Consider the following 21,794-nt stretch of genomic DNA (forward strand, 5'->3'; position numbering starts at 1 on the left):
GGAGGAGCCATGCGTAAACAAATTATTGCTGGCAATTGGAAGATGCATACTGATTTAGCGGAAGCTACCATTTTAGTGGAAGGCATTAAAGCAGCTCTAGCTGAAGGTGAAGCGACTCGTGAAGTGGTGGTTTGTCCGCCGTTTACCGGTCTCAGCACGGTAGCTGATTTAATTGAAGATACGGATGTTCGCTTAGGCGCTCAGAATATGTATTTTGAGCCAAAAGGGGCATTTACCGGTGAAGTTTCGCCACTCATGCTTACCGATGTAGGTTGTCATTATGTAATTCTCGGTCACTCGGAACGTCGTGAGTATTTCAGTGAATCCGACGCTTTAATTAATCAGAAAATAAAAGCCGCTTTCCAATATGATTTAATTCCAATTTTATGTGTCGGCGAAAGTTTGGCACAGCGTGAAGCCAATGAGACACAGTCTTTTATTGACAGCCAATTGACGGCCGGTCTTGAAGGCTTAACGGCTGAACAGGTAAGTCAAATGGTAATTGCGTATGAACCGATTTGGGCTATCGGTACCGGTAAAACGGCAACTGCCGAACAGGCCGGGGAAGTATGTACCGCCATTCGTGCCAAAGTGGCCGCGTTATTCGATAAGGAAACGGCTGAAGCATTGCGTATCCAATACGGCGGCAGTGTTAAAGGCAGTAATGCTAAGGAAATTTTATCTCAGCCGGATATTGACGGTGCTTTAGTAGGCGGTGCATCCTTAAAAGCAGATGATTTCATGGCAATTATTAAAGCCTAAGATTGATTAACGATTATTAAAGCCTAAGATTGATTAACGATTATTAAAGCCTAAGATTGATTAATTTTGACCACTTGAATTCATTTACCAAGTTTTTACGCATACTAGATAAAGATTATAAAGTTATACTGTATAGTAAATAATAGACGGTAAAACTTATCATAGTTTAATTACGAATAATATATTTTGAATATAGAAAGGTTTGTGTATGGCAAAATTAAAAGCTCCCGTGATGCTGACCATTTTAGACGGATTCGGCATAGGGGATGTGAACGACCCTACCAATGCGGTCGTACAGGCTAAGCCTGAGAACTTTTTAAAATTATGGGAAACCTATCCGCATACACAATTACAGGCATCGGGTCTCGCTGTAGGCTTACCGGAAGGCCAAATGGGTAATTCTGAAGTAGGTCATTTAAATATCGGGGCCGGCCGCATTGTGTATCAGGAATTGACGCGAATCACCAAAGATACAGAAGACGGAGCTTTTTTTGAAAAACCTGTTATTAAAGAATTATATGCACAGGCGAAAGCTCACCGTTTACAGATTATCGGCTTGGTGTCCGATGGCGGTGTTCACAGCTCCTTAGATCATATTAAAGCGATTATTAAGGGCGCTAAAGACGCAGGCGTTACTGAATTATACGTTCATGCTTTATTGGACGGCCGTGATGTACCGCCGCAAAGTGCACTTACCTATTTAGAAGATTTAGAAGCTTATATGACTCAGCTCAGTCTTGGTAAAATCGCCACCATCGGCGGTCGTTATTACGGGATGGACCGCGATAAACGTTGGGAACGTGTTGAGAAAGCCTACCAAGCTATTGTTGATGGTGTTGGTGTTACAGCTGATTCTGTTAAAGCGGCGATCGAAGCATCGTATGCCAATGAGGTGGTGGATGAATTCGTAGTGCCTGTAGTATTGGATGCTAAAGGCGCTATTGAAGCTCATGATGCGGTGATTTTTGCCAACTTCAGACCGGACCGTGCTCGCCAGCTCACCAGAGCGTTGGTAGATCCTGAATTTACCGGCTTCAATCGAGTTAAAGGTTTGTTGCCGATTTATATGGCTACTATGACCAAGTATGAAGACGGTTTGCCTACTCATATTGTGTATGAAAAAGAATTGCTCACTAATACATTGGGTCAAGTATTAGCTGATGGCGGTTATACGCAGTTACGTATTGCGGAAACCGAAAAATATGCTCATGTAACTTATTTCTTTAGTGGTGGCCAAGAAGCTGTATTTGACGGTGAAGAACGTATTTTGGTGCCATCCCCTAAAGTGGCAACTTACGATTTACAGCCCGAAATGAGTGCTTACGAAGTAACCGATAAAGTAGTGGCTGCTATTGAAAGCGGCAAGTTCGATATGATTATTTTGAACTTTGCCAACCCTGATATGGTTGGACATACGGGCGTGTTGGAAGCTGCCGAAAAAGCAGTACAAACTGTGGATGCTTGCTTAGCACGTATCGTGGAAGCAATTAATAAAGTAAAGGGCCATTTATTGGTAACCGCCGATCATGGTAACTCGGAAATGATGGTTGACCATCGTACGGGGGCGCCGCATACGGCTCATACGACCAATCCGGTACCGCTTATTTTAGTTAGTGAAACGCACAAAAATGACAGCCTTACCGAAGGTAAACTATGTGATTTAGCTCCAACAATGCTCGATTTGGGCGGTATTTCGCAACCGGCTGATATGACCGGTCACAGCTTACTGGTTAAAAAATAAGAATTTGAATAGGATGGGTCAATTTATACAAAGGGCTCACCGGTTTAAAATAAAACCATTAAATTTTTTGCAAACGGTTACATATAACCGATTTAAGTATATAAAAGTATTTAAAAATATACTTTTAAGAAGTGTTCTTTTCAAGGAGGTAACACATTATGGCAATGATTACAGATGTTTACGCAAGAGAGATTTTGGATTCCCGTGGCAACCCTACTGTTGAAGTGGAAGTGTATTTAGAAGACGGGTCCATCGGTGTTGCTTCCGTTCCATCCGGCGCATCTACAGGCATGTTTGAAGCCGTAGAACTTCGCGACGGTGACAAAGGTCGTTACCTCGGTAAAGGGGTAGAACAAGCCGTAGAAAACGTGAATGAAAAAATCGGTCCTGAAATTATCGGTTATGATGCGTCCGAACAAGTAGCTATCGACCGTTTGATGATTGAACTTGATGGCACACCTAACAAAGGTAATTTTGGTGCCAATGCAATTCTTGGCGTGTCCATGGCTGTAGCTAAAGCAGCTGCTGCTTCCTTTGATTTACCATTGTTCCAGTATCTTGGCGGTACTAATGCCAAAGAATTGCCGGTTCCGATGATGAACATCTTAAACGGCGGTGCTCATGCCGACAATAACGTAGATATTCAGGAATTTATGATTATGCCGGTAGGCGCTGAATCTTTCAAAGAAGCTTTACGCGCTTGTGCCGAAGTATATCATACGTTGAAAAACGTATTGAAAGCTAAAGGCCTTGCCACCGGCGTAGGTGATGAAGGTGGTTTCGCCCCAAATCTCGGCTCCAACGAAGAAGCTTTACAGGTTATTTGTGAAGCTATTAAAGAAGCCGGTTATGAACCGGGCAGCTACTTCAAATTGGCTATTGATGCGGCTTCTTCCGAATTCTACAAAGACGGCAAATATGATTTAGCCGGTGAAGGCAAAGTAAAAACGGCCGCTGAAATGGTTGAATTTTATGCTGATTTAGTAGCTAAATATCCTATCATCTCCATCGAAGACGGCCTTGCTGAAGAAGATTGGGAAGGTTGGAAATTATTGACTGAACGCCTTGGCAACCAAGTTCAACTCGTGGGTGATGATTTATTTGTAACTAATACGGAACGTTTGGCTAAAGGCATTAAATCCGATACGGCCAATGCGATCTTAATCAAAGTAAACCAAATCGGTACTTTGACTGAAACTTTCGACGCTATTGAAATGGCAAAACGTGCCGGTTACACTTGTGTTATTTCCCACCGTTCCGGTGAAACCGAAGACAATACCATCGCCGATATCGCTGTAGCTGTTAATGCCGGCCAGATTAAAACCGGTGCACCGGCTCGTAGTGAACGTGTAGCTAAATACAACCAATTGCTTCGCATCGAAGACTTGTTGGCTGAAACTGCTCAGTATCGCGGGGAAGACGTTTTTTACAATATTAAAAAATAATCGCTCAGTAAAAAGCGACTGATACATTAAGTAAAAAGATTCGGCTGCATCTGATGAAACTTTGCGGTTTCGTCGGTGTAACGAATCTTTTTACTGTTTTTCAGACTTTTATAGATTTTTTTATAGATTTTATTTGCGGCGAACGGTGGAATTCATTATAATGGAGAGTAGCGAATAAAAAGGGAGGAATAACCTTGGCAAATTTATATATAGGCTTGGTTCATTATCCTATCTATAATAAGCATGGCGAAGTCATTACGACGGCGATTACGAATTATGATATTCACGATATTGCCCGGGCGGCTATTACTTATGATGTGAGTCGTTATTTTGTGATTCACAACATACCGGCCCAACGTGATTTGGCCAAGCAGATTATGGAGCACTGGCAAACCGGTTTTGGCAGTACCTACAATCCCGACCGCAAAGATGCGTTCAGTGAAGTGGCACTGGTCAACTCGATACGAGCCGCTGTTGAGGAAGTGACAGCCCTTGAGGGTGACCCGCCGATTATCGCCACAACCGATGCACGTACTTATGATAATACGGTAACTTACGCATGGATGCGGCAAACGCTTGAAAAGGGGTCGCGCCCTGTGTTAGTATTATTTGGTACCGGTTATGGCATGACCAAAGAAACTATGGAAGAATTTGATTATATTTTAGAACCTGTATATGGTCACGGTGATTACAATCATTTGTCGGTACGCAGTGCCGTATCCATTATTTTGGATCGTTTGCGTGGCGAAGCATGGTGGGAAAAAGCATAGTGCTATTAACGTGTAATGTCATAAGAAGGCAGCACACGTAAGCAGAATATAAATAAAGCAGAATGCAAAGAAAGCACCAAAGAATCATTCAGGTTATTATAGGAGGAAGTACAATGTCCGGACATTCAAAATGGGCCAATATTAAACATAAAAAAGGTAAAACTGATGCGTTGAAAGCAAAAGTAACAACTAAAATCAGCCGTGAAATTACGGTTGCCGCACGTATGGGCGGTGGCGATCCGGTTGGTAACATGCGTTTAAAATTGGCTTTACAAAAAGCTCGTGAAAACAACGTGCCTAAAGATAATATTCAACGCGCTATTGCTAAAGGCGTAGGCGCTACCGATATGGATAATTACGAAGAAATTACCTATGAAGGTTACGGCCCGGGCGGCGTAGCGTTAACGGTTGAGTGTTTGACCGATAATCGTAATCGTACCGCAGCCGATGTGCGTCATGCGTTCTCCAAGAACGGCGGCAACCTCGGTGAAACCGGTTGCGTAGCTTGGATGTTTAACCGCAAAGGTATCTTCGTAATCGACAGCGAAGGTCATGACGAAGAAGAGTTGACCATGCTTGCTTTAGAAGCGGGTGCGGAAGATTTAAAAGTGGAAGATGACAGTTTTGTTATTTACACCGCTCCGGAAGATTATGACACTGTTGAAGCAGCCTTGGCCGATGCTAATATCGAAACCATGGTAAGTAAAATCACCATGGTACCTGACAACACCATCGCTCTTGAAGGGGACAACGCTGTAAAAATGCAAAAAATGCTCGATGCCCTTGATGACTTGGATGATGTTCAGGACGTTTACCACAACGCGGACCTTCCTGAAGAAGAGGAATAAGAATATAAAAAATATTAAGCAGTATTGTTAAACATTAATAGTTTAGCAATGCTGCTTTTTTTGTGTACGTTTCAGTCCCGATATGGCTCAATGACATATGGCCAACAAAAAACCATTTAATTATGCATAATTGCTATATGTATTTTGCTAAAAATTGATTCATTGGCGTGTTTTATCTATTGCTTTATTGTATAATAAAAAGTGTCAAAAAAGATTTCACAAGATGGAAGCAACGTGAAATTTTAGATTAAAAAGTTTGACGTTTTGTTTGACGTTAGCATTTGACGCAAATAAATGTCATAAAATAACAATACAGGCAGAGGGATTATTATGGCAGCAAAATTGGTAGTGCGTTTTTTGGGAACACCTGAGATTCTCAAGGATGGGGAAGAGGTATTTTTCTCCTATAATAAGGTCAATGCATTAGTTTATTACATTCTGGTGCGCGGGACCGTTATGCGTGATGAATTAAGCGGTATTTTATGGGCTGATAAACCGGATGCGGTAGCTCGCAAAAATCTCCGCAATGCAATTTACGAAGCAAAGAAAATACTGGGTGCCGATACGTTTATTTCACCGCGTAAAGCGATTATTAAAGTCAATCCGGCGGTGGATGTGGAAATTGACAGCAAACTGTTCGAAGCCGATCCGGTAGGCCAACTTGATTTATATAAAGGGGAATTTTTGCAGGGCTTTTTCATCAAGGATTCCGTGGAATATGAAGATTGGTACTTAGCCGAAAGAAGTCGGTTAAAAAATCTATATATGGATGCTATTGCCGAAAAATTGCAGATTGCCGTGTCCGAAAAAGACTACAATACAATTGAACGATATGGTCAGCTTTTGATAGCTCAGAATCCGTATGATGAGAATGTGTATGCTATCGTACTGCGCGCTTATTGCGAACAGGGTAAGATGCAGCAGGCTATGGAGCTCTACGAAGAAATGAAAGAGCTTTTCCAAGGGGATATGCAGTCCGATACTTTGGCCGATATTGATGCCATTATTAAAGATGCGCTGCAACAGGAAGAGAAGAAATTCCAGAACCGCTCTCATCATATAGCGATTCCCATTGGCCGCGAAAAAGAATTGGAGGATATGACGGCTCACATTTGGTCCTTTATGCGTGGTCGTGCCGGTGAAGCATTGATTTTATTAGGCGATGCGGGTAGCGGTAAAACGACGCTTAAGGATATTGCGCTCGACAGTTTACAGGATGAAGTGACGGTTATTCAGACTAATTGTTATCAGTTGGAACGTAATTTTTTACTGCATCCGTGGACAGAAATTGTAAATGGCCTTGTTAAATTATTGGAAGAAAACGGAACGATGATTCCTGATTTTGAGCTTAACCGTTTATATACACTGTTCCCGCAAATGGACATGAGTATTGACCGCGATTTAGGTTTGGTGGAAATTAAGGATATTTTGAAGTTTGATTCTATTTTTCATACTTTGTCAACCGTGCTTGATGTGGCATCGGCTAATAAAAAGTTAATTATTGTATTTGAAGATATTCAGTGGATGGACCCGCTCAGTTTGTCCCTCTTGAGCAGTTTAATTCTGCGCAAACAATCGGATCGGATTCTGTTCCTTATGACGGGCCGCGATTCTCGTGAAAAAGATTTCCAACATTTTATCACGTCTATCGCAGTCTATAAACGTCTTCATGTAACACAGCTAAATCCGTTATCCAAAAAAGATATTCAGCAATATGTGGAAGCGGCCGGTTTAAACATTCCTACAGATCCGAATTTAATTAACAAATTACAATTGGAAACAGAAGGCAATTTATTTTTACTCAATGAATGTTTAAATTCGCTTAAGACTACAGGCAGTTTAGATAAATTGACTAATAATATGGCAACCTTGTTTAAGGCCAATTATTTATCCTTAACGGAAGAGCAGCAGAAAATTATTGATTTTATTTCGCTGTTTTATAATGGTGCGCCTATTTCCATGATTAGCGAATATATGAAAATGGACACCTTACGCCTGTTGGAATATTTGGAAGCGTTGGAAGCGAAGAATATGATAACGCCGTTTTCACAACAAGCGGATGTTTTATATGAAATCAGTCAGCAGAAGTTAAAAGAATTTATTCAACAGCAATTATCACCGGAAAAATGGAAAATCTTGCATGGTTATTTGGGATCCTTATGGGAAAAACGCTTAACTCACTCCAAAAAGGACGTAGTGATTTACAAGCATTTGGAATATCACTATGAACAGGCTGGCGAATTGGTTAAAATGGGGCACTATAAACTGAAAGGGCTCATGTATTATTTGAATTTCAGTCATGAACTCTTTCCGGTACTCAGTCTGTCCGAACCGATGCAGACCGGTGGGGCCAGTTATTTTACGGAAGCGGATACCTTACAATATCTGAGTGATGTGGATAAAATGATGGAACGCATTCGTGAAACTTGCGGTGCTACAACGGAAGTGAAGAATTTGGAACTTATGTATTTGCACTTAATCGGACGTTATTTCATTCGTGAAGGTAAATATGAAAAAGGGGTTCGTTATATTCTTGACTTGATTGAACAAGCCTCTGAAATGCGTAATCGCGATTATACTCTCATGGGGTATAAACAGATGATTTACTATGATATCCAAACAGGCAATACCAATGAAATGAAAAACTATTTGGAAATTGCTTTGGATTTGGCCGTAGAATGTAACTACCATAAGGAAGTAGGGATACTCTTACGTCTTAAAGGCTTAAATATGATTATGCAAGGTGACTTTGAAGAAGCAGAACGACTTCTCAATGAATCCATTGCCACGTTTATGGTAACACAAACGGTGGCGCGTCGTTATGCCTTAAATATTGCGGCAGCCTATAATTATATTGGCGAAATCCGTCGCGGCCGCGGGCAATTTGAAGAAGCCATTGAGTATTATGATAAAGCATTAGCGATTTGTAATGACCAACAGGCTTACAGTTCCTGGGTGGTATTTTCCTGTAATGCGGGCATTGCGGCCTATAACTTAGGGCAGTTTGACAAAGCACAAGTTTATTTTGAACAGGCTTATGAATTCTTTAATCGCTATGACTTCTATTGGCGTCGCCCAATCGTTGAATCGTACTTGGCCTTGTTAGCTATGCGCGAAGGCAATCAAGAAGGTGCCTTGAAGTACATTGATGAAGCGATGGCAAAATTAACGATGATGAATAATCCGCAGGAAGTTGGATATGTGAATATGGCTATTGCTTTAATTAAGCATGAATATCCGCAATCCGAAGTTACTAAGCGTTATCGCGGCAGTATCGGCATGTATAGCGGTCGTGCTTTACGCTATTTGGATTTATACCGTGATACCTATGAAAGAGCAAAATTAGAAGCTATAAATGAAGCTTCGTAAGTTTAGGGAGATTGTAATGAAGTTCCAAGTGGAATTTGGGATTTTCGTTACAATCTCTTTTTCTATTTTGTGATTTAGCATTTTAACATGATAAAAATCGTCTGGAAAATGTCGATTTTAAAATTGACGGGGTCTTATTTTCACGGACTTTTTTCAGATTATTCTATTTGATACTTAATGACAAAATTTTGAGGTTTGAAAAACTTTGACTATTTTACGACAAATTTAAAGTATACTATAAAAAAGTAAATATTTACTCAGACCGGACACATTTACTTTACTGATTTTGAAAGGTTAGCAAAGGAGTTGAAACTGTATGGATATTTTAATGAACCCCATAGTGGTATCAGTTATTGTCATGTCAATCATTTGTTTGCTTAAAATGAATGTTCTGTTAGCCGTAATTGTGGCGGCTATAGTAGCCGGTACAATCGGCGGGATGTCTATTGAAGACACCGTAGGATCGCTCATTAACGGTATGGGTGGTAACTCTGAAACAGCTTTGAGTTATATTTTGTTAGGTGCCTTGGCAGTAGCTATCGGTCGTTCCGGTTTGGCCGGTGTTGCATCCCGTAAAATTACGCAAGTAGTAGGGAATAAGAAAATCGCCTTTGTATTCTTAATTGCCTTTGTAGCTTGTTTCTCTCAGAACTTGATTCCTGTACACATTGCATTCATTCCTATTTTGATTCCGCCACTCTTGGTATTAATGAATCATATGAATTTGGATCGTCGTGCTGTAGCCTGTGCCTTAACATTCGGTCTTAAAGCACCGTATGTAAGCTTGCCGGTTGGTTTCGGTCTCTTATTTATGACAATTATTAAAGACCAAATGGTAGCAAACGGTGTAGATGTTTCCATTCAGGATATTTCAGCCGTTATGTGGATCGGTGGTGTATCCATGTTGGTAGGTCTTGTTCTTGCCGTATTCTTCTACGCTCGCGACAGACATTATGAAGATTTACCGGTTATCGGTGCCGATGAAAATCCGGATGATGTTACTATGACTAAAGAATGCTGGTTGGCTTTATTGGGTGCTGCCGTTGCCTTTGGCGCTCAGCTTTACTTCCAATCCTTACCAATCGGGGCCATGTGCGGTCTCTTAGTTATGTTACTTACCGGTTGTATTAAATGGAAAGATATGGACCTTATGATGGACGGTGGCGTTCGCATGATGGGCTTCATCGCATTCGTAATGCTCGTTGCGGCCGGTTATGCCAACGTACTTCGTGAAACTCAATCGGTTCAAGCTTTAGTAGAAGCAACAACTTCCGTAATTGATACTAAAATGGCCGGCGCTATTCTTATGTTAGCCGTTGGTTTATTGATTACTATGGGTATCGGTACTTCTTTCGGTACGATTCCGGTTATTGCCTCCATTTATATTCCAATGGGCTTTGAATTAGGTTTTGGTGTTCCCGCCATTATCCTTTTAATTGGTATCGCAGCTGCTTTAGGCGACGCCGGTTCACCTGCATCTGACTCCACATTAGGACCGACATCCGGTTTGAATGCGGACGGTCAGCATAATCATATTTGGGATACTTGTGTACCAACCTTTATTTTCTACGATATTACGCTTTTTGTAGGCGGCGTTATCGGTGCTTTAATGCTTGGTTAACAGGTAATCGCAGTTAATTGTGTTTTTCTCAGCAGTTTATAATAACAAAGAATGTCGGGTCAATGTAAATAGACGTAGTAAATTGATGTAATAGGAGATGTAACGTATGATTAAAGCCGTAAAATCCATAAAAGAAGTTGTTTTGACAGGTCATGATCTTACCTTAGCTGAATTAGTAGCGGTTGCTCGCTATGATGCTAAAATCAAATTGGCAGAATCAGCTATAGAAAGCATCAAAAAATCACGTGCCATCGTAGATAATATTGTAAACAGTAATTCGGTTGTATACGGTATAACCACCGGTTTCGGTTCCTTATGCCGCGTGCATATTTCCAAAGAAGATTGCTCGCAGTTACAGGAAAACTTAATCCGTACCCACTCCTGTGGCTTCGGTAAACCATTCAGCCGTGAAGCAACTCGTGCGATGATGCTCATTCGTGCTAATGCATTGGTAAAAGGGTACTCAGGCATTCGTTTGGAAACTTTGGAAACGTTAATTAACATGATTAATAAAGGCGTTCATCCGTATATCCCTGAAAAAGGTTCTCTTGGTGCATCCGGCGATTTGGCTCCGTTATCGCATATGGTATTGCCTATGCTTGGCCTTGGTGATGCGGAATATGAAGGTCAGCTTTTGACCGGTAAAGAAGCTATGGATAAAGCGGGCATCCCTATTATTGCCTTACAAGCTAAAGAAGGTTTGGCACTCATTAACGGTACTCCTGTTTTGACAGCCGTAGGGGCCTTGGCTCTTTGGGAGGGTATGTGCTTGTTAAAATTAAGCGATGTAGCAGCAGCCTTATCGGCTGAAGCTATGAGTGGTATTATTAACGCCTATGATGAACGCATTCATACGATTCGTCCTCATAAAGGCCAATTAGATACGGCTCATAATATGCGCGAATTACTTAAAGGCAGTACCTATATTACGCAACAAGGTGAATTACGTGTACAAGATCCGTACTCTTTACGTTGTGTACCGCAAGTTCACGGTGCTTCCAAAGATGCGTTGGCTTTTGTAAAAGAAAAAGTAGATATTGAGATTAACTCCGTAACCGATAATCCGATTATTTTACCGGATGGCGATGTAATATCCGGTGGTAATTTCCATGGTGAACCGATGGCATTACCATTCGATTTCCTCGGCATCGGCTTAGCAGAAATTGCTAATATTTCGGAACGTCGTTTGGAACGTCTTCTCAATAATTCGTTGAGCGGTTTCCCATCATTCCTGGTTAAACACTCCGGCTTAAACTCCGGGTTCATGATTACTCAGTATGCAGCGGCTGCCTTAGTAAGTGAAAACAAAGTACTGGCTCATCCGGCTTCCGTTGACTCCATTCCTTCTTGTGAAAACCAGGAAGACTTGGTAAGCATGGGGGCTCATGCCGGTCGTAAGGCAGGGGAAATTGCTGAAAATGTTCGCCGTGTAGTGGCAACGGAAATTTTGGCAGCTTGTCAGGCTATTGATTTACGCGAAGACAGCGGTCAACTAGGTGTAGGCACAGCTGCTGCTTATAAAGCAGTACGTGAATCCAATAAATTTATCGACTATGATAAAGACATTGAAATGTTCAAAGAATTAGAAAAAGTAACAGCCATTGTTGCTGACGGTACATTATTGGAAGCTGTAGAAGCTGTTGTAGACCTCGATATTTAATTTAGTTCTCGGTCATAATTTGATATAAGAGGATATACTTTAAGATTCAACTCGGTATAACCGGTTCGGACCTCATAAAGGTCTGTATAATTTGAATATTGACTTGATATAGCCTCTGTGAAAACTCTCTGTATAATGGTACAAAAACTCGCTATAAAGTACCGGTACAGAGAGTTTTTACGTATAAATTCACATCTATATAATTGCAAAATTACTTGAAATAATTAATGTATACATCTTTTTATTTATATGTATCGATATGATATAATAGGTTATAAAGTAATTGATTATAATTATTGATTGTAAATCATAAAATATTTAAAACGGAGGTTTTAATATGAAGACATATGATCTTATTGTTATCGGCACGGGTGGCGCTTCCATTGTAGCTGACGCAGCCATAGCTAAAGGTAAAAAAGTTGCTATTATTGAGAAAGGCAAATTTGGTGGTACTTGCTTGACTCGTGGTTGCATTCCGACCAAAGTAATGGTTACCGTAGCTGATGCGGTTCGTGAAATCGAGGAATTGCCTAAAATCGGTGTGCAGGTACAACCGGCTACTATTGATTGGGATTTGATGTCCAAACGAGTTTGGCAAAAAATCGATGAAAGCAAGGGTGTTGAAGCTTACTACGATAAGTTCGATAATGTTGATTTGTATCGCGGCGCCGCTACTTTTGTAAAAGACAAAGTTTTGACAGTTACCATGAACAGTGGTGAAGTGACCGAAGAAATTACTGCACCGATTATCGTCTTGGGCGTAGGCGGTCATACTAAGATTAATCCGCTTAAAGGTTTGGAAGAAGCGGGCTATATGAGCAGTGAAAGCCTCTTTGGTGATAAATATCCGAATAAACCGTTTAAATCCTTGGTTGTTATGGGTGGCGGCCCTATCGGTACTGAGTTTGCTCACGTATTTGCAGCGGCCGGTACGAAAGTAACTTTAATTCAACATAATGTGCGTCTACTTCCTAAAGAAGACGAAGAAATTTCCGAACAAATTTATAAAGATTTGACTCGTTTGGGTATTGAAGTTATTTTGAATCAGGAACCGGAAGAAGTGCGTGTTGAAAACGGCGAAAAAGTTGTCGTAATTCGTGACCGCAAAACCGGTGAAATTCGTGAAGTGCGCGGGGAAGAAATCCTCATGGCGTCCGGTATCAAACCGGCTACGGAAGAATTGAAATTGGAAAATACTTCCATCAAGACAAAACGTGGCGGCTGGATTGTAACTAACGAATTTTTGGAAACGTCGGTTGACGGCGTTTATGCTATGGGTGATGTGAACGGGGAAGCACCATTCCGTCATAAGGCTAACTACGAAGCGGATATTATTGCTCATAATTTGTATCATGCAACGTCGCCGCAGGATTTCCGTTGGGCTCGCTATGATGTAATCCCGGCTGTAACCTATACCTATCCTCAAGTAGGTCATGTTGGTCTTACTGAAAAAGAAGCGATTGAACAGGGTTACAGTGTAAAAACCGGCAAGAATTTCTATTCTTCTTCCGCAAAGGGTTTTGCTATGGGCTTTAATCCGGGCGATGAAAACGACGGTTTTGTAAAAATCGTAGTAGATACTAAGACGAATAATATCTTAGGGGTTCACGTAATTGGGCCACAAGCGTCTATTTTGTTCCAACCATACGTTAACCTCATGAATAGCGGTGACACACCATTAACGCCAATTAACGAAGAAATCGGGTCTGCGTTAACTAAACAGTTGCGTACGGAAGGTTTGGTTCGTAAAATGGATCCTCATTCCGTTAAAACTGTGGGCGAAACTATGGCTCCGCATCCGGCTCTTTCGGAAGTGGTAATGTGGACCCAGGTATACTATGAGCATCGTTGGTAAGCCGAACTTTAAAATTCAAAAATTCAATATTTTAAACACATAATATAATTTGAAACCCTCCTTAATGAGGCGTATTATATAGTAGATGTTTTATTTACAAACTTTTTATAATACGTTTCTTGAGGAGGGTATTTTTTACAAAAATACATATTGATAATCATTGAGAAATAGTATATACTATCTTAAGTAAATAATGATTATTCATTGAGAGATGAGTGCGAAGGTTAAATAATTGACGGTGTACGACGCATTTTAGGGCATCGTTTCGTGCTTAATGTTGATGTGTTTTGAGTTATGTGTGTGATTTTAAAGGTTTAAAATTGGTGGGTGGCAATATATGCAAGAGCAGTTAATACGATGGTTTGTTAAAGATTATGACAGTGTGAAGGCACCGACGGTGCGAACAAGATATGGTAATTTAACAAGTCTTGTAGGTATTATTACGAATTTAATTATTTGTATAGGTGAAATTGTAGTCGGATTGCTGGTTGGATCCATTGCCATGATTAGTGATGGTATCCATAATGTGGCTGATGCGGGCGGCTCGGCTATATCTTTTTTCAGCTTCCGTTTTTCCGCTAAGCAAGCAGATCAGGAACATCCCTATGGCCATGGTCGAATCGAATATCTGTTATCTATTGGTTTTTCCATACTCTTATTTGTTTTGGCAACGCAATTATTTTTGGAAGCCTTCGATAGAATCATGAACCCGCAAGTGGTTGAGTTTTCGGTGTTAGCTTTCGTTGTGATGCTATGTGCCATGAGCCTAAAGGTTTGGCTCTACACTTTCTTCAAAAATGTGGGGATTCGTATTAATTCTCCGATTTTGCAGGCCAATGGTTTGGAATGCTTGTCCGATGTGTGGGCAACTTTAGGCATTACTGTAGGTCTTTTGGTAGGAGGGCTTTTAGATTTTCCTATTGACGGTTATTTAGGCGCTATTGTATCTTTAATGATTGCTCGTGCGGGTTATCATGTATTGTCCGATGCCATCAATCGTTTATTGGGCAATGAACCGAGTCCTGAAATGGTTAATGATATTGCCAATTTTGTAAAATCCTATCCGGGCGTTTTAGGCATTCATGACTTGATGATTCATGATTATGGCCCAGGCCATGTTTTTGCCAGCATTCATGTAGAAGTAGATGCGAAAGAAGACGTTATAAAAAGTCATAATTTGATTGACCGCATTGAACGAGATGCGCGTAAACAGTTATATATTCAGTTAACGATTCATATGGATCCGCTTTTAATCACGAAAGAATCTATGGCTTTATATGATAAGATTCACTCGGTTATTAAGGCGTATGATGAGAAATTGAGCCTCCATGATTTGCGAACTGTGCAAAGCGATGATAAATTACATATCATATTTGACTTGGTTGTACCTTACGACGATCGTCAACGTATGGATGTGATTGCTAAATCAATTACGAATATTTTGCAGGCCATGGATCCGTCTTATGTAGTGACAATTACACCGGAGCATAGCTATACGGGTACTGAAAATATTCACGGTTAAAGCATCGGTAGAGCGTTAAAATAGGTTTATAGGATGAAATAAAAGGATGACCGTTCCTCAGCTGAGGAACAGTCATCCTTTTTGTGTAGGTGATAGAAATGATAACTATTTATGCTTCAATTGTTTTATTGACTACCACTTTAGATTGATCTTCATTGAGATTTTCAGGATAGCCGTGTTCGGCAAAATCGGCAGCCGCCACGAAGAGAATATCCGTGGACGAGTTAAGGGCAGTTTCTGTGGAGTCTTGAAGAACACCGATGATGAAACCTACACCAACTACCTGCATGGCGATATCATTGGAGATACCGAATAAGCTACAAGCAAGCGGAATCAACAAGAGGGAACCGCCGGCAACCCCGGAAGCACCGCAAGAACCGATAGTGGCAATAATACTTAATAGAATAGCAGTACTGAAATCGACGGAAATATGAAGGGTATTAACAGCGGCTAATGTCATGATAGTAATCGTAATCGCTGCGCCGGCCATGTTAATGGTAGCCCCAAGCGGAATAGCGATAGAATACGTATCAGGGGATAAACCAAGACGTTTGGCCATGTTCATATTTACCGGAATATTGGCAGCGGAGCTGCGAGTAAAGAAGGCAGTAATACCGGATTCACGTAAACATTTAAAAGTAAGTGGGAACGGATTACGACGCATAACAATGTAAACGATAATAGGATTTACAACTAATGCTACGAAGAACATGCTACCCAATAAAGTACCTAATAATACAGCGTATTCAACTAATGCTTCGATACCGCTGGTGGAAATAGATTCGGCAACAAGCCCCATAATACCGAATGGAGCTAAGTGGATAACCCATTGTACGACCATGGTAATGGCATCGGAGATACCGACAAAGACATTTTTAATTTCTTCAGTCGCATGACGTAGGGCAAAACCAATAACAACAGCCCAGCCTAAAATCCCGATATAGTTACCGGTCATAATGGCATGGAGCGGATTATCTACGATGTTACGTAATAAAGTGATTAATACTTCGGCAATCCCTTCCGGTGCCTTAGCGTTTTCAGCTACATTTACTAAGTGCAAGGTAGCCGGGAAGAGGTAGCTGGCAAAAACAGCAATTAATGCGGATAAGAACATGCCCACCATATACATGACGATAATTTTTTTCATGCCGGTTTTTTGATTGGCCCGATGGCGGCAAACGGCAGCGATAACAAGGAAGAATACCAATAATGGTGCAATCCCTTTTAAGGCGCCTACAAAGATGATCCCCAGCAGTGACAAGTCTTTACCAACAGCCGGATTAATCAGGGCCACAGAAATACCGATGACCAGCCCTATCATGATTTGATAAATCAGTTTGACTCGGTTAAACACTTGTAAAATTGCTTTCATAATAATCTCTCCTTAGACACTCAAAATAATGCATTTGTAATGGACATATGTCATTATAATACGGACAACAAATAATATCAAGAGGCAATTTGAATAAAATTAGTGTATTTTGAAAAATATATTTTAAAATAAAATGTTTGACCTTATTTATCGATTTTTTAGTGCTCACAATTACTTTACAAAATGGAGAACTATTAGTTATACTATAGAAACACATTATAATGAAAAGAATCATCAAATATAAATGGTATATATGGTACAATAATATAGTAGAGGATTTATTAATCGATTAATTATAGTTTGAAATGGCAGTAAATTGTAGTTAGTCGGACGATTGATAGCGTATTATGGTAGGTATGTAGGTTTAAACTAGATTGTGAGTGAAGAAGATATGCAAGGGAATACAAGAGAGCAGTCATTAAGCTTTTCCAATCATGCGGAAAAGGAAGTATATGTACAAGGCGTTTTTTCACATATAGCAAAGCATTACGACCTTATGAATTCATTGTTGAGCTTTCACCAAGATTCGTATTGGCGCCGTTTTGCCGTTGAAAAAATGGCATTAACTGAAAATATGAATATTTTAGACGTTGCGTGCGGCACGGGGATGCTGACGAAAGAAGCATTGCGCCAAATGCCGAGTCTTCATATTGAAGCCTTGGACTTCAGTCCGGAAATGCTGGCTCAGGGTGAAGTTCGTTTGAATCAGGCCGGCTTACTCGATAAGGTAAATTTAGTAGAAGGGGATGCTATGAATTTACCCTATGAAGCCAACACTTTCGATTGCGCCATGAGCGCGTTTGCGTTGCGTAATGTGCCGGATATCATCAAAACCCTCAGTGAAATGAAGCGTGTTGTTAAACCGGGCGGCCGTGTAGTAACTTTAGAATTGGCTAAGCCTACCGTTTTCGGTTTTAAACAGTTATACTATGCGTACTTTGAAAAAATCTTGCCTGTGTTGGGCAAATTAAGTAAAGATCAGTCATCCTATGCCTGGTTGCCTGAGTCTTTGCGTCGTTATCCACATCAGTCTAAAGTACTTGAATACTTTAACGAAGTGGGGTATAAGGACGCTACTTATTACGAATTGACCGGTGGTATCGTAGCTGTCCATGTGGGTATCGTACCGGAGGAGTAATAGCTGTTGAGCCACTCTTTGGTTAGTCGCTCATAATTAAATAGAGCTGTAAATAAAGTAAATATATGTTTTTATTGCTTAATTGGCAGCATATACAGGCACGAAAAAAGCCGAGTTCAGCTGAACTCGGCTTTAGTATTTATCTAGTTATTTAAATAGATTCACTAAATGAAGCAAATTAACGAACATAGAATGTTAAGTCTACGTTCTTACTTACGGTGATGTCACCTTGTTCTACCGGAGTGGAAGAACCAAGCATATCGGATGCTTTATAAAGACGCATGGAGCTTTCCATAGTGTAAGTGTTGGTGCCACCTACGGAAGCATCTTTAATACCGCCCAACTGTTGACCTAAAGCACCGGCAATCACTTCGGCTTGATGACGACCGTTTTTAACAGCTTCAGCAGTTAATTGGTCATTCAAAGCTTGGTCTACATCAGCTTCAAAGCTAAGGGACTGAATGTTGTTGGCACCGGCCGCTACCGCATTATCGATAACTTGGCTGATTTTGCTCATATCGTTGATGCGAACAGCTACATTGTTGGACACAGTATAAGTAGTTTCCTGTTTTGCGTCACGATTGTCACGTGCAGGATAATAATTATTGTTGTTAGGACTTACGGAGAAATAGGAAGTCTGAATGTTGTTTTTCGTGATGCCGATATTAGCCAAACGAGCAATTAAGTCACTCATAACACGGTCATTAGTTGTTTTAGCAGCCCCTACGGTAGAAGCTTCGCTGGTAATACCAAGGCGAAGAATGGCATAGCTTGGTGCTACGGAGCGAGTAGCGGTAGCACTTACATGGATTTGGGCATCTGTATCAACCGGTGCAGCGGCTAATGCAGAGCCGGTGAAACCTACTGCCAAGGCTGCAATTAAAAGACCGCGGGTTAAATGTTTTGTTAATTGAAGTTTCATGTGAATGGACTCCTTTTACTTTGAAAAATTAGAATTGAAAACTGAAATATAAATTTCGTTACCATACATGTAGTATAACAAATTATGGACATTTAGGCAATTTTTGTTTCATGAATGCCATTTATTGTATAAAAAATTAAAGAAAACGGGCGATTTACCGTATAAATGAAAATAAGTATGAGTATTTGTTGAGGATTTATGCATGACAATATATTGCTTGACATATAAACATGCATTAGTTATATTCTAAGTATAGTATTCATGATCGTGAAATTTAATATGTGAATTAAGAATAATAGCAGGCGGCTTTTGGGGAGGAAGCAGGGAATTGTCTAAATAATTGATTCTTTTATCAATTATTTGAGGACTAGACAAGCCTACTAAATAATGTTACTGTAAAAAGAGAAACTTCGATATTAGATGCTATGGCAGATATAGTGTCAATATAGAATGACTTTTACAGTATAATTATGATTTTTGTCATAATGTGTAATTTTTTTGATATGCAATATGATGGAAATCTGTGGTAAAATACAGTTCCCTGACTTTGTCAGGCGATGTATTTTAGTAAAGGAGACGATCCCATGAATCCTATTGACGTTTTATTAAATCATCGTACTATTCGTGAGTTTAAATCCAGTCCTATGCCACCGCAACAACTGAGCATCTTACTGGATATTGCCAAACGAACGGCTACCAGTATGGGTCTGCAAAGCTTTAGTATTATTCGCATTGTAAATCCCGAATTGAAAGCGGCTATTGCGGAAGTTTGCAACCAAGAGTATGTAGCACGGGTACCGGAACTATTTATCTTTATAGTCGATGCGTACCGTAACTCACGCATAGCTCGTGAACAGGGTATAACGAGTGACATTGAACGTGATAGTGATCGTTTCTTCCAAGGCTGGACGGATGCAGCCATAGCCGCTCAAAATATGGTGGCAGCTGCAGAGCTTGGTGGCTTCGGTACTGTTTTCTTTGGCAGTATCTTAAATAATGTACCTAAGATGATCGAACTTTTAAAATTACCGGAATTAACCTTCCCGGTAGTAGGTGTCGGTATTGGCGTACCTAATCAGAAGCCGCAATTAAAACCGCGAATGCCTCGTGAAGCTAATGTATTTGATGATTCATATACTGTGTTTGACTCGTACCTCGAACTTTTGGAAGATTACGATGAAGAAATGGAACAGTATTATGACATGCGTGATACGAATCGTCGTGTAGATTCGTTCACCAAACAGGTTGCCGGTAAAAAGGCAGTTCCGTTAAGACAAAAATTAATACAACAAGCAGAAGCACAAGGCTTTAAATTTTATGATGTAAAGGATTAAATACTTTTACGCCCCGAGCGGTCACCGTCAAGGTATTTTTTATGGGCTGACTACTTGTTATAGCAAGTGGCCAGCCATTTTTTACTATTTCAAATGCAAGGGGACAGATATGGCAGTTTTTGATGTGGCTATTGTAGGCGGCGGTCCCGCCGGTCTATCAGCCGCTTTAACGGCACGTGTTCACAATAAATCGGTGGTATTATTCGAAGCTGCCGGCTTTGGTGATAAATTACGACGTGCCTCTAAAATTAATAATATTCCGGGGATTATGACAATCAGCGGAATAGACTTTATGGAAAATTTATTGGAGCAAACATTGGCGTATGAGCCGGTTATTGTGAAAGAGCGGGTCCAATCCGTTTTTATCGGTGAACCGTTTACGTTGATGACGGCAGACAATGTGTTCCAAGCGAAAAGTGTAATTTTGGCTACCGGTGTAGCTATGAGTAAAACCGTTCCCGGTGAACGTGCTTTGCTCGGTCGTGGTGTAAGTTATTGTGCCAGTTGTGACGGCCACTTTTTTGAAGACAAAGATATAGCCGTATATATTAATACATTGGCTTATCAGCAGGATGTGGAATTGTTGGCTTCGCTGGCTAAAAACATGAACCTCTACATCGGCGGTGCATTGCAACTGCCCGGTGAGTGGTTGGATAGCTTGCCGGATTCCGTAGTAGTTCATAAGAAAGCCATTGTGCAAAGTGTAGAGGGGGAAAAGGCCGTTACGGCGATTCATACGAATGAAGGTATGAAAACAGTGGATGGCGTATTCTTCTTACGCGATACGTATCCGCCTGAAAACTTGGTAGAAGGTGTGATTCTTGACGGTAATGCAGTGGCCGTTAATCGTCATATGGAAACCAATTTCAAAGGCTTATTTGCTGCCGGCGATGTAGTGGGAACACCGCTACAGGTAGCTAAAGCAGTCGGTGAAGGTCAAATGGCAGCTTTTGGTGCCGTGGCATATTCAAGCGGATACTAATGTAGTATTGGTGGCGTAACTGCAGTATGAACTAAAAATAGGTAGTTCGACTTAATAAGAAAACCCATGCCGGTGAGTTATATCATTGGCATGGGTTAAAAATTTTAAAAAAATAAAAATTAGGGGTTGACGAATAACCTTCAAATGGATATACTAATTAAGTCGCTGCAACAAGGCATGACAAAAACCAACAAGATAGTTTGAAAAGTGTTGATTAAAAATGCTTTAAAAACTTTCGAAAAAGTGGTTGACATGAACTTGATGACGTGATAATCTATATAAGACGTCGCGTTAAAGCGATGAAGCAGATCTTTGAAAACTGAACAATGTAAGGTAATCATTTTTAACGAAATGAACATAGCCAGAGTGCGGGTTTCAACAACGTTGAAACCAACCAAATAAATTCTAAGTCAGATAACTTCGGTTAAGCTGACAACAACGAAAACGAGCTAG

The 21,794-nt window shown here is 40.6% G+C and carries 15 protein-coding genes; 13 read left to right on the plus strand and 2 right to left on the minus strand.

The window, feature by feature from the left end; translation table 11 throughout:
• Positions 1–9 precede the first annotated feature (9 nt).
• From tpiA to EO124_RS03095, 10 genes are all read left to right on the plus strand, one after another.
• Positions 10–762: a triose-phosphate isomerase gene (gene tpiA, locus EO124_RS03050; RefSeq protein ID WP_127058276.1), complete on the plus strand. Its 753-nt coding sequence runs from the start codon at positions 10–12 to the stop codon at positions 760–762.
• A 208-nt stretch (positions 763–970) separates the two neighbouring features.
• Positions 971–2,503 carry a 2,3-bisphosphoglycerate-independent phosphoglycerate mutase gene (gene gpmI, locus EO124_RS03055; RefSeq protein ID WP_127058277.1) on the plus strand — a complete coding sequence of 511 codons (1,533 nt, stop codon included), beginning with the start codon at positions 971–973 and terminating at the stop codon, positions 2,501–2,503.
• 158 nt (positions 2,504–2,661) lie between these two features.
• Entirely contained in the window at positions 2,662–3,948 is a 1,287-nt protein-coding gene (gene eno, locus EO124_RS03060) for a phosphopyruvate hydratase (RefSeq protein WP_021841509.1), read from the plus strand.
• A 194-nt stretch (positions 3,949–4,142) separates the two neighbouring features.
• Positions 4,143–4,718: an RNA methyltransferase gene (locus EO124_RS03065; protein ID WP_021841510.1), complete on the plus strand. Its 576-nt coding sequence runs from the start codon at positions 4,143–4,145 to the stop codon at positions 4,716–4,718.
• Positions 4,719–4,831: 113 nt separating this feature from the next.
• Positions 4,832–5,566: a YebC/PmpR family DNA-binding transcriptional regulator gene (locus tag EO124_RS03070; protein ID WP_021841511.1), complete on the plus strand. Its 735-nt coding sequence runs from the start codon at positions 4,832–4,834 to the stop codon at positions 5,564–5,566.
• A 330-nt stretch (positions 5,567–5,896) separates the two neighbouring features.
• Positions 5,897–8,935, plus strand: a complete 3,039-nt coding sequence (locus EO124_RS03075) for an ATP-binding protein (RefSeq protein WP_127058278.1) — start codon at positions 5,897–5,899, stop codon at positions 8,933–8,935.
• A 316-nt stretch (positions 8,936–9,251) separates the two neighbouring features.
• Positions 9,252–10,556 carry a Na+/H+ antiporter family protein gene (locus EO124_RS03080; protein ID WP_127058279.1) on the plus strand — a complete coding sequence of 435 codons (1,305 nt, stop codon included), beginning with the start codon at positions 9,252–9,254 and terminating at the stop codon, positions 10,554–10,556.
• A gap of 106 nt (positions 10,557–10,662) precedes the next feature.
• A complete protein-coding gene (gene hutH / locus EO124_RS03085; RefSeq protein ID WP_021841383.1) occupies positions 10,663–12,216 on the plus strand; it encodes a histidine ammonia-lyase in 1,554 nt (517 codons plus the stop codon).
• 337 nt (positions 12,217–12,553) lie between these two features.
• On the plus strand, positions 12,554–14,071 hold the full coding sequence (locus EO124_RS03090; protein ID WP_127058280.1) for a dihydrolipoyl dehydrogenase family protein: 1,518 nt from the start codon (positions 12,554–12,556) through the stop codon (positions 14,069–14,071).
• 337 nt (positions 14,072–14,408) lie between these two features.
• On the plus strand, positions 14,409–15,593 hold the full coding sequence (locus tag EO124_RS03095; RefSeq protein ID WP_127058281.1) for a cation diffusion facilitator family transporter: 1,185 nt from the start codon (positions 14,409–14,411) through the stop codon (positions 15,591–15,593).
• A 109-nt stretch (positions 15,594–15,702) separates the two neighbouring features.
• Here EO124_RS03095 and sstT read toward each other — a convergent pair whose 3' ends face one another.
• Positions 15,703–16,965, minus strand: a complete 1,263-nt coding sequence (gene sstT / locus EO124_RS03100) for a serine/threonine transporter SstT (protein WP_127058282.1) — start codon at positions 16,963–16,965, stop codon at positions 15,703–15,705.
• Positions 16,966–17,356: 391 nt separating this feature from the next.
• On the opposite strand from sstT, the gene EO124_RS03105 reads away from it, so the two are divergent.
• Entirely contained in the window at positions 17,357–18,103 is a 747-nt protein-coding gene (locus EO124_RS03105; protein ID WP_127058293.1) for a class I SAM-dependent methyltransferase, read from the plus strand.
• Positions 18,104–18,281: 178 nt separating this feature from the next.
• Here EO124_RS03105 and EO124_RS03110 read toward each other — a convergent pair whose 3' ends face one another.
• Positions 18,282–19,025: an SIMPL domain-containing protein gene (locus EO124_RS03110; RefSeq protein WP_127058283.1), complete on the minus strand. Its 744-nt coding sequence runs from the start codon at positions 19,023–19,025 to the stop codon at positions 18,282–18,284.
• A 584-nt stretch (positions 19,026–19,609) separates the two neighbouring features.
• Here EO124_RS03110 and EO124_RS03115 point away from each other — a divergent pair.
• Together EO124_RS03115 and EO124_RS03120 are read left to right on the plus strand one after the other, a co-directional pair.
• Positions 19,610–20,359: an NADPH-dependent oxidoreductase gene (locus EO124_RS03115; RefSeq protein WP_021841389.1), complete on the plus strand. Its 750-nt coding sequence runs from the start codon at positions 19,610–19,612 to the stop codon at positions 20,357–20,359.
• Positions 20,360–20,468: 109 nt separating this feature from the next.
• Positions 20,469–21,341, plus strand: a complete 873-nt coding sequence (locus EO124_RS03120; RefSeq protein WP_127058284.1) for an NAD(P)/FAD-dependent oxidoreductase — start codon at positions 20,469–20,471, stop codon at positions 21,339–21,341.
• Positions 21,342–21,794: the final 453 nt, after the last annotated feature.

Origin of the sequence: Veillonella ratti (genome assembly GCF_003992115.1) — a bacterium.
GTDB lineage: Bacteria > Bacillota > Negativicutes > Veillonellales > Veillonellaceae > Veillonella_A > Veillonella_A ratti.

Bases quoted from the DNA above. Each gene is read 5' to 3' on its own strand.
- hutH (WP_021841383.1), top strand. From the start codon at position 10,663: ATGATTAAAGCCGTAAAATCCATAAAAGAAGTTGTTTTGACAGGTCAT.
- eno (WP_021841509.1), top strand. From the start codon at position 2,662: ATGGCAATGATTACAGATGTTTACGCAAGAGAGATTTTGGATTCCCGT.
- EO124_RS03095 (WP_127058281.1), top strand. From the start codon at position 14,409: ATGCAAGAGCAGTTAATACGATGGTTTGTTAAAGATTATGACAGTGTG.
- EO124_RS03115 (WP_021841389.1), top strand. From the start codon at position 19,610: ATGAATCCTATTGACGTTTTATTAAATCATCGTACTATTCGTGAGTTT.
- tpiA (WP_127058276.1), top strand. From the start codon at position 10: ATGCGTAAACAAATTATTGCTGGCAATTGGAAGATGCATACTGATTTA.
- EO124_RS03105 (WP_127058293.1), top strand. From the start codon at position 17,357: ATGCAAGGGAATACAAGAGAGCAGTCATTAAGCTTTTCCAATCATGCG.
- EO124_RS03090 (WP_127058280.1), top strand. From the start codon at position 12,554: ATGAAGACATATGATCTTATTGTTATCGGCACGGGTGGCGCTTCCATT.
- EO124_RS03120 (WP_127058284.1), top strand. From the start codon at position 20,469: ATGGCAGTTTTTGATGTGGCTATTGTAGGCGGCGGTCCCGCCGGTCTA.
- sstT (WP_127058282.1), bottom strand. From the start codon at position 16,965: ATGAAAGCAATTTTACAAGTGTTTAACCGAGTCAAACTGATTTATCAA.
- EO124_RS03080 (WP_127058279.1), top strand. From the start codon at position 9,252: ATGGATATTTTAATGAACCCCATAGTGGTATCAGTTATTGTCATGTCA.
- EO124_RS03075 (WP_127058278.1), top strand. From the start codon at position 5,897: ATGGCAGCAAAATTGGTAGTGCGTTTTTTGGGAACACCTGAGATTCTC.
- gpmI (WP_127058277.1), top strand. From the start codon at position 971: ATGGCAAAATTAAAAGCTCCCGTGATGCTGACCATTTTAGACGGATTC.
- EO124_RS03070 (WP_021841511.1), top strand. From the start codon at position 4,832: ATGTCCGGACATTCAAAATGGGCCAATATTAAACATAAAAAAGGTAAA.
- EO124_RS03110 (WP_127058283.1), bottom strand. From the start codon at position 19,025: ATGAAACTTCAATTAACAAAACATTTAACCCGCGGTCTTTTAATTGCA.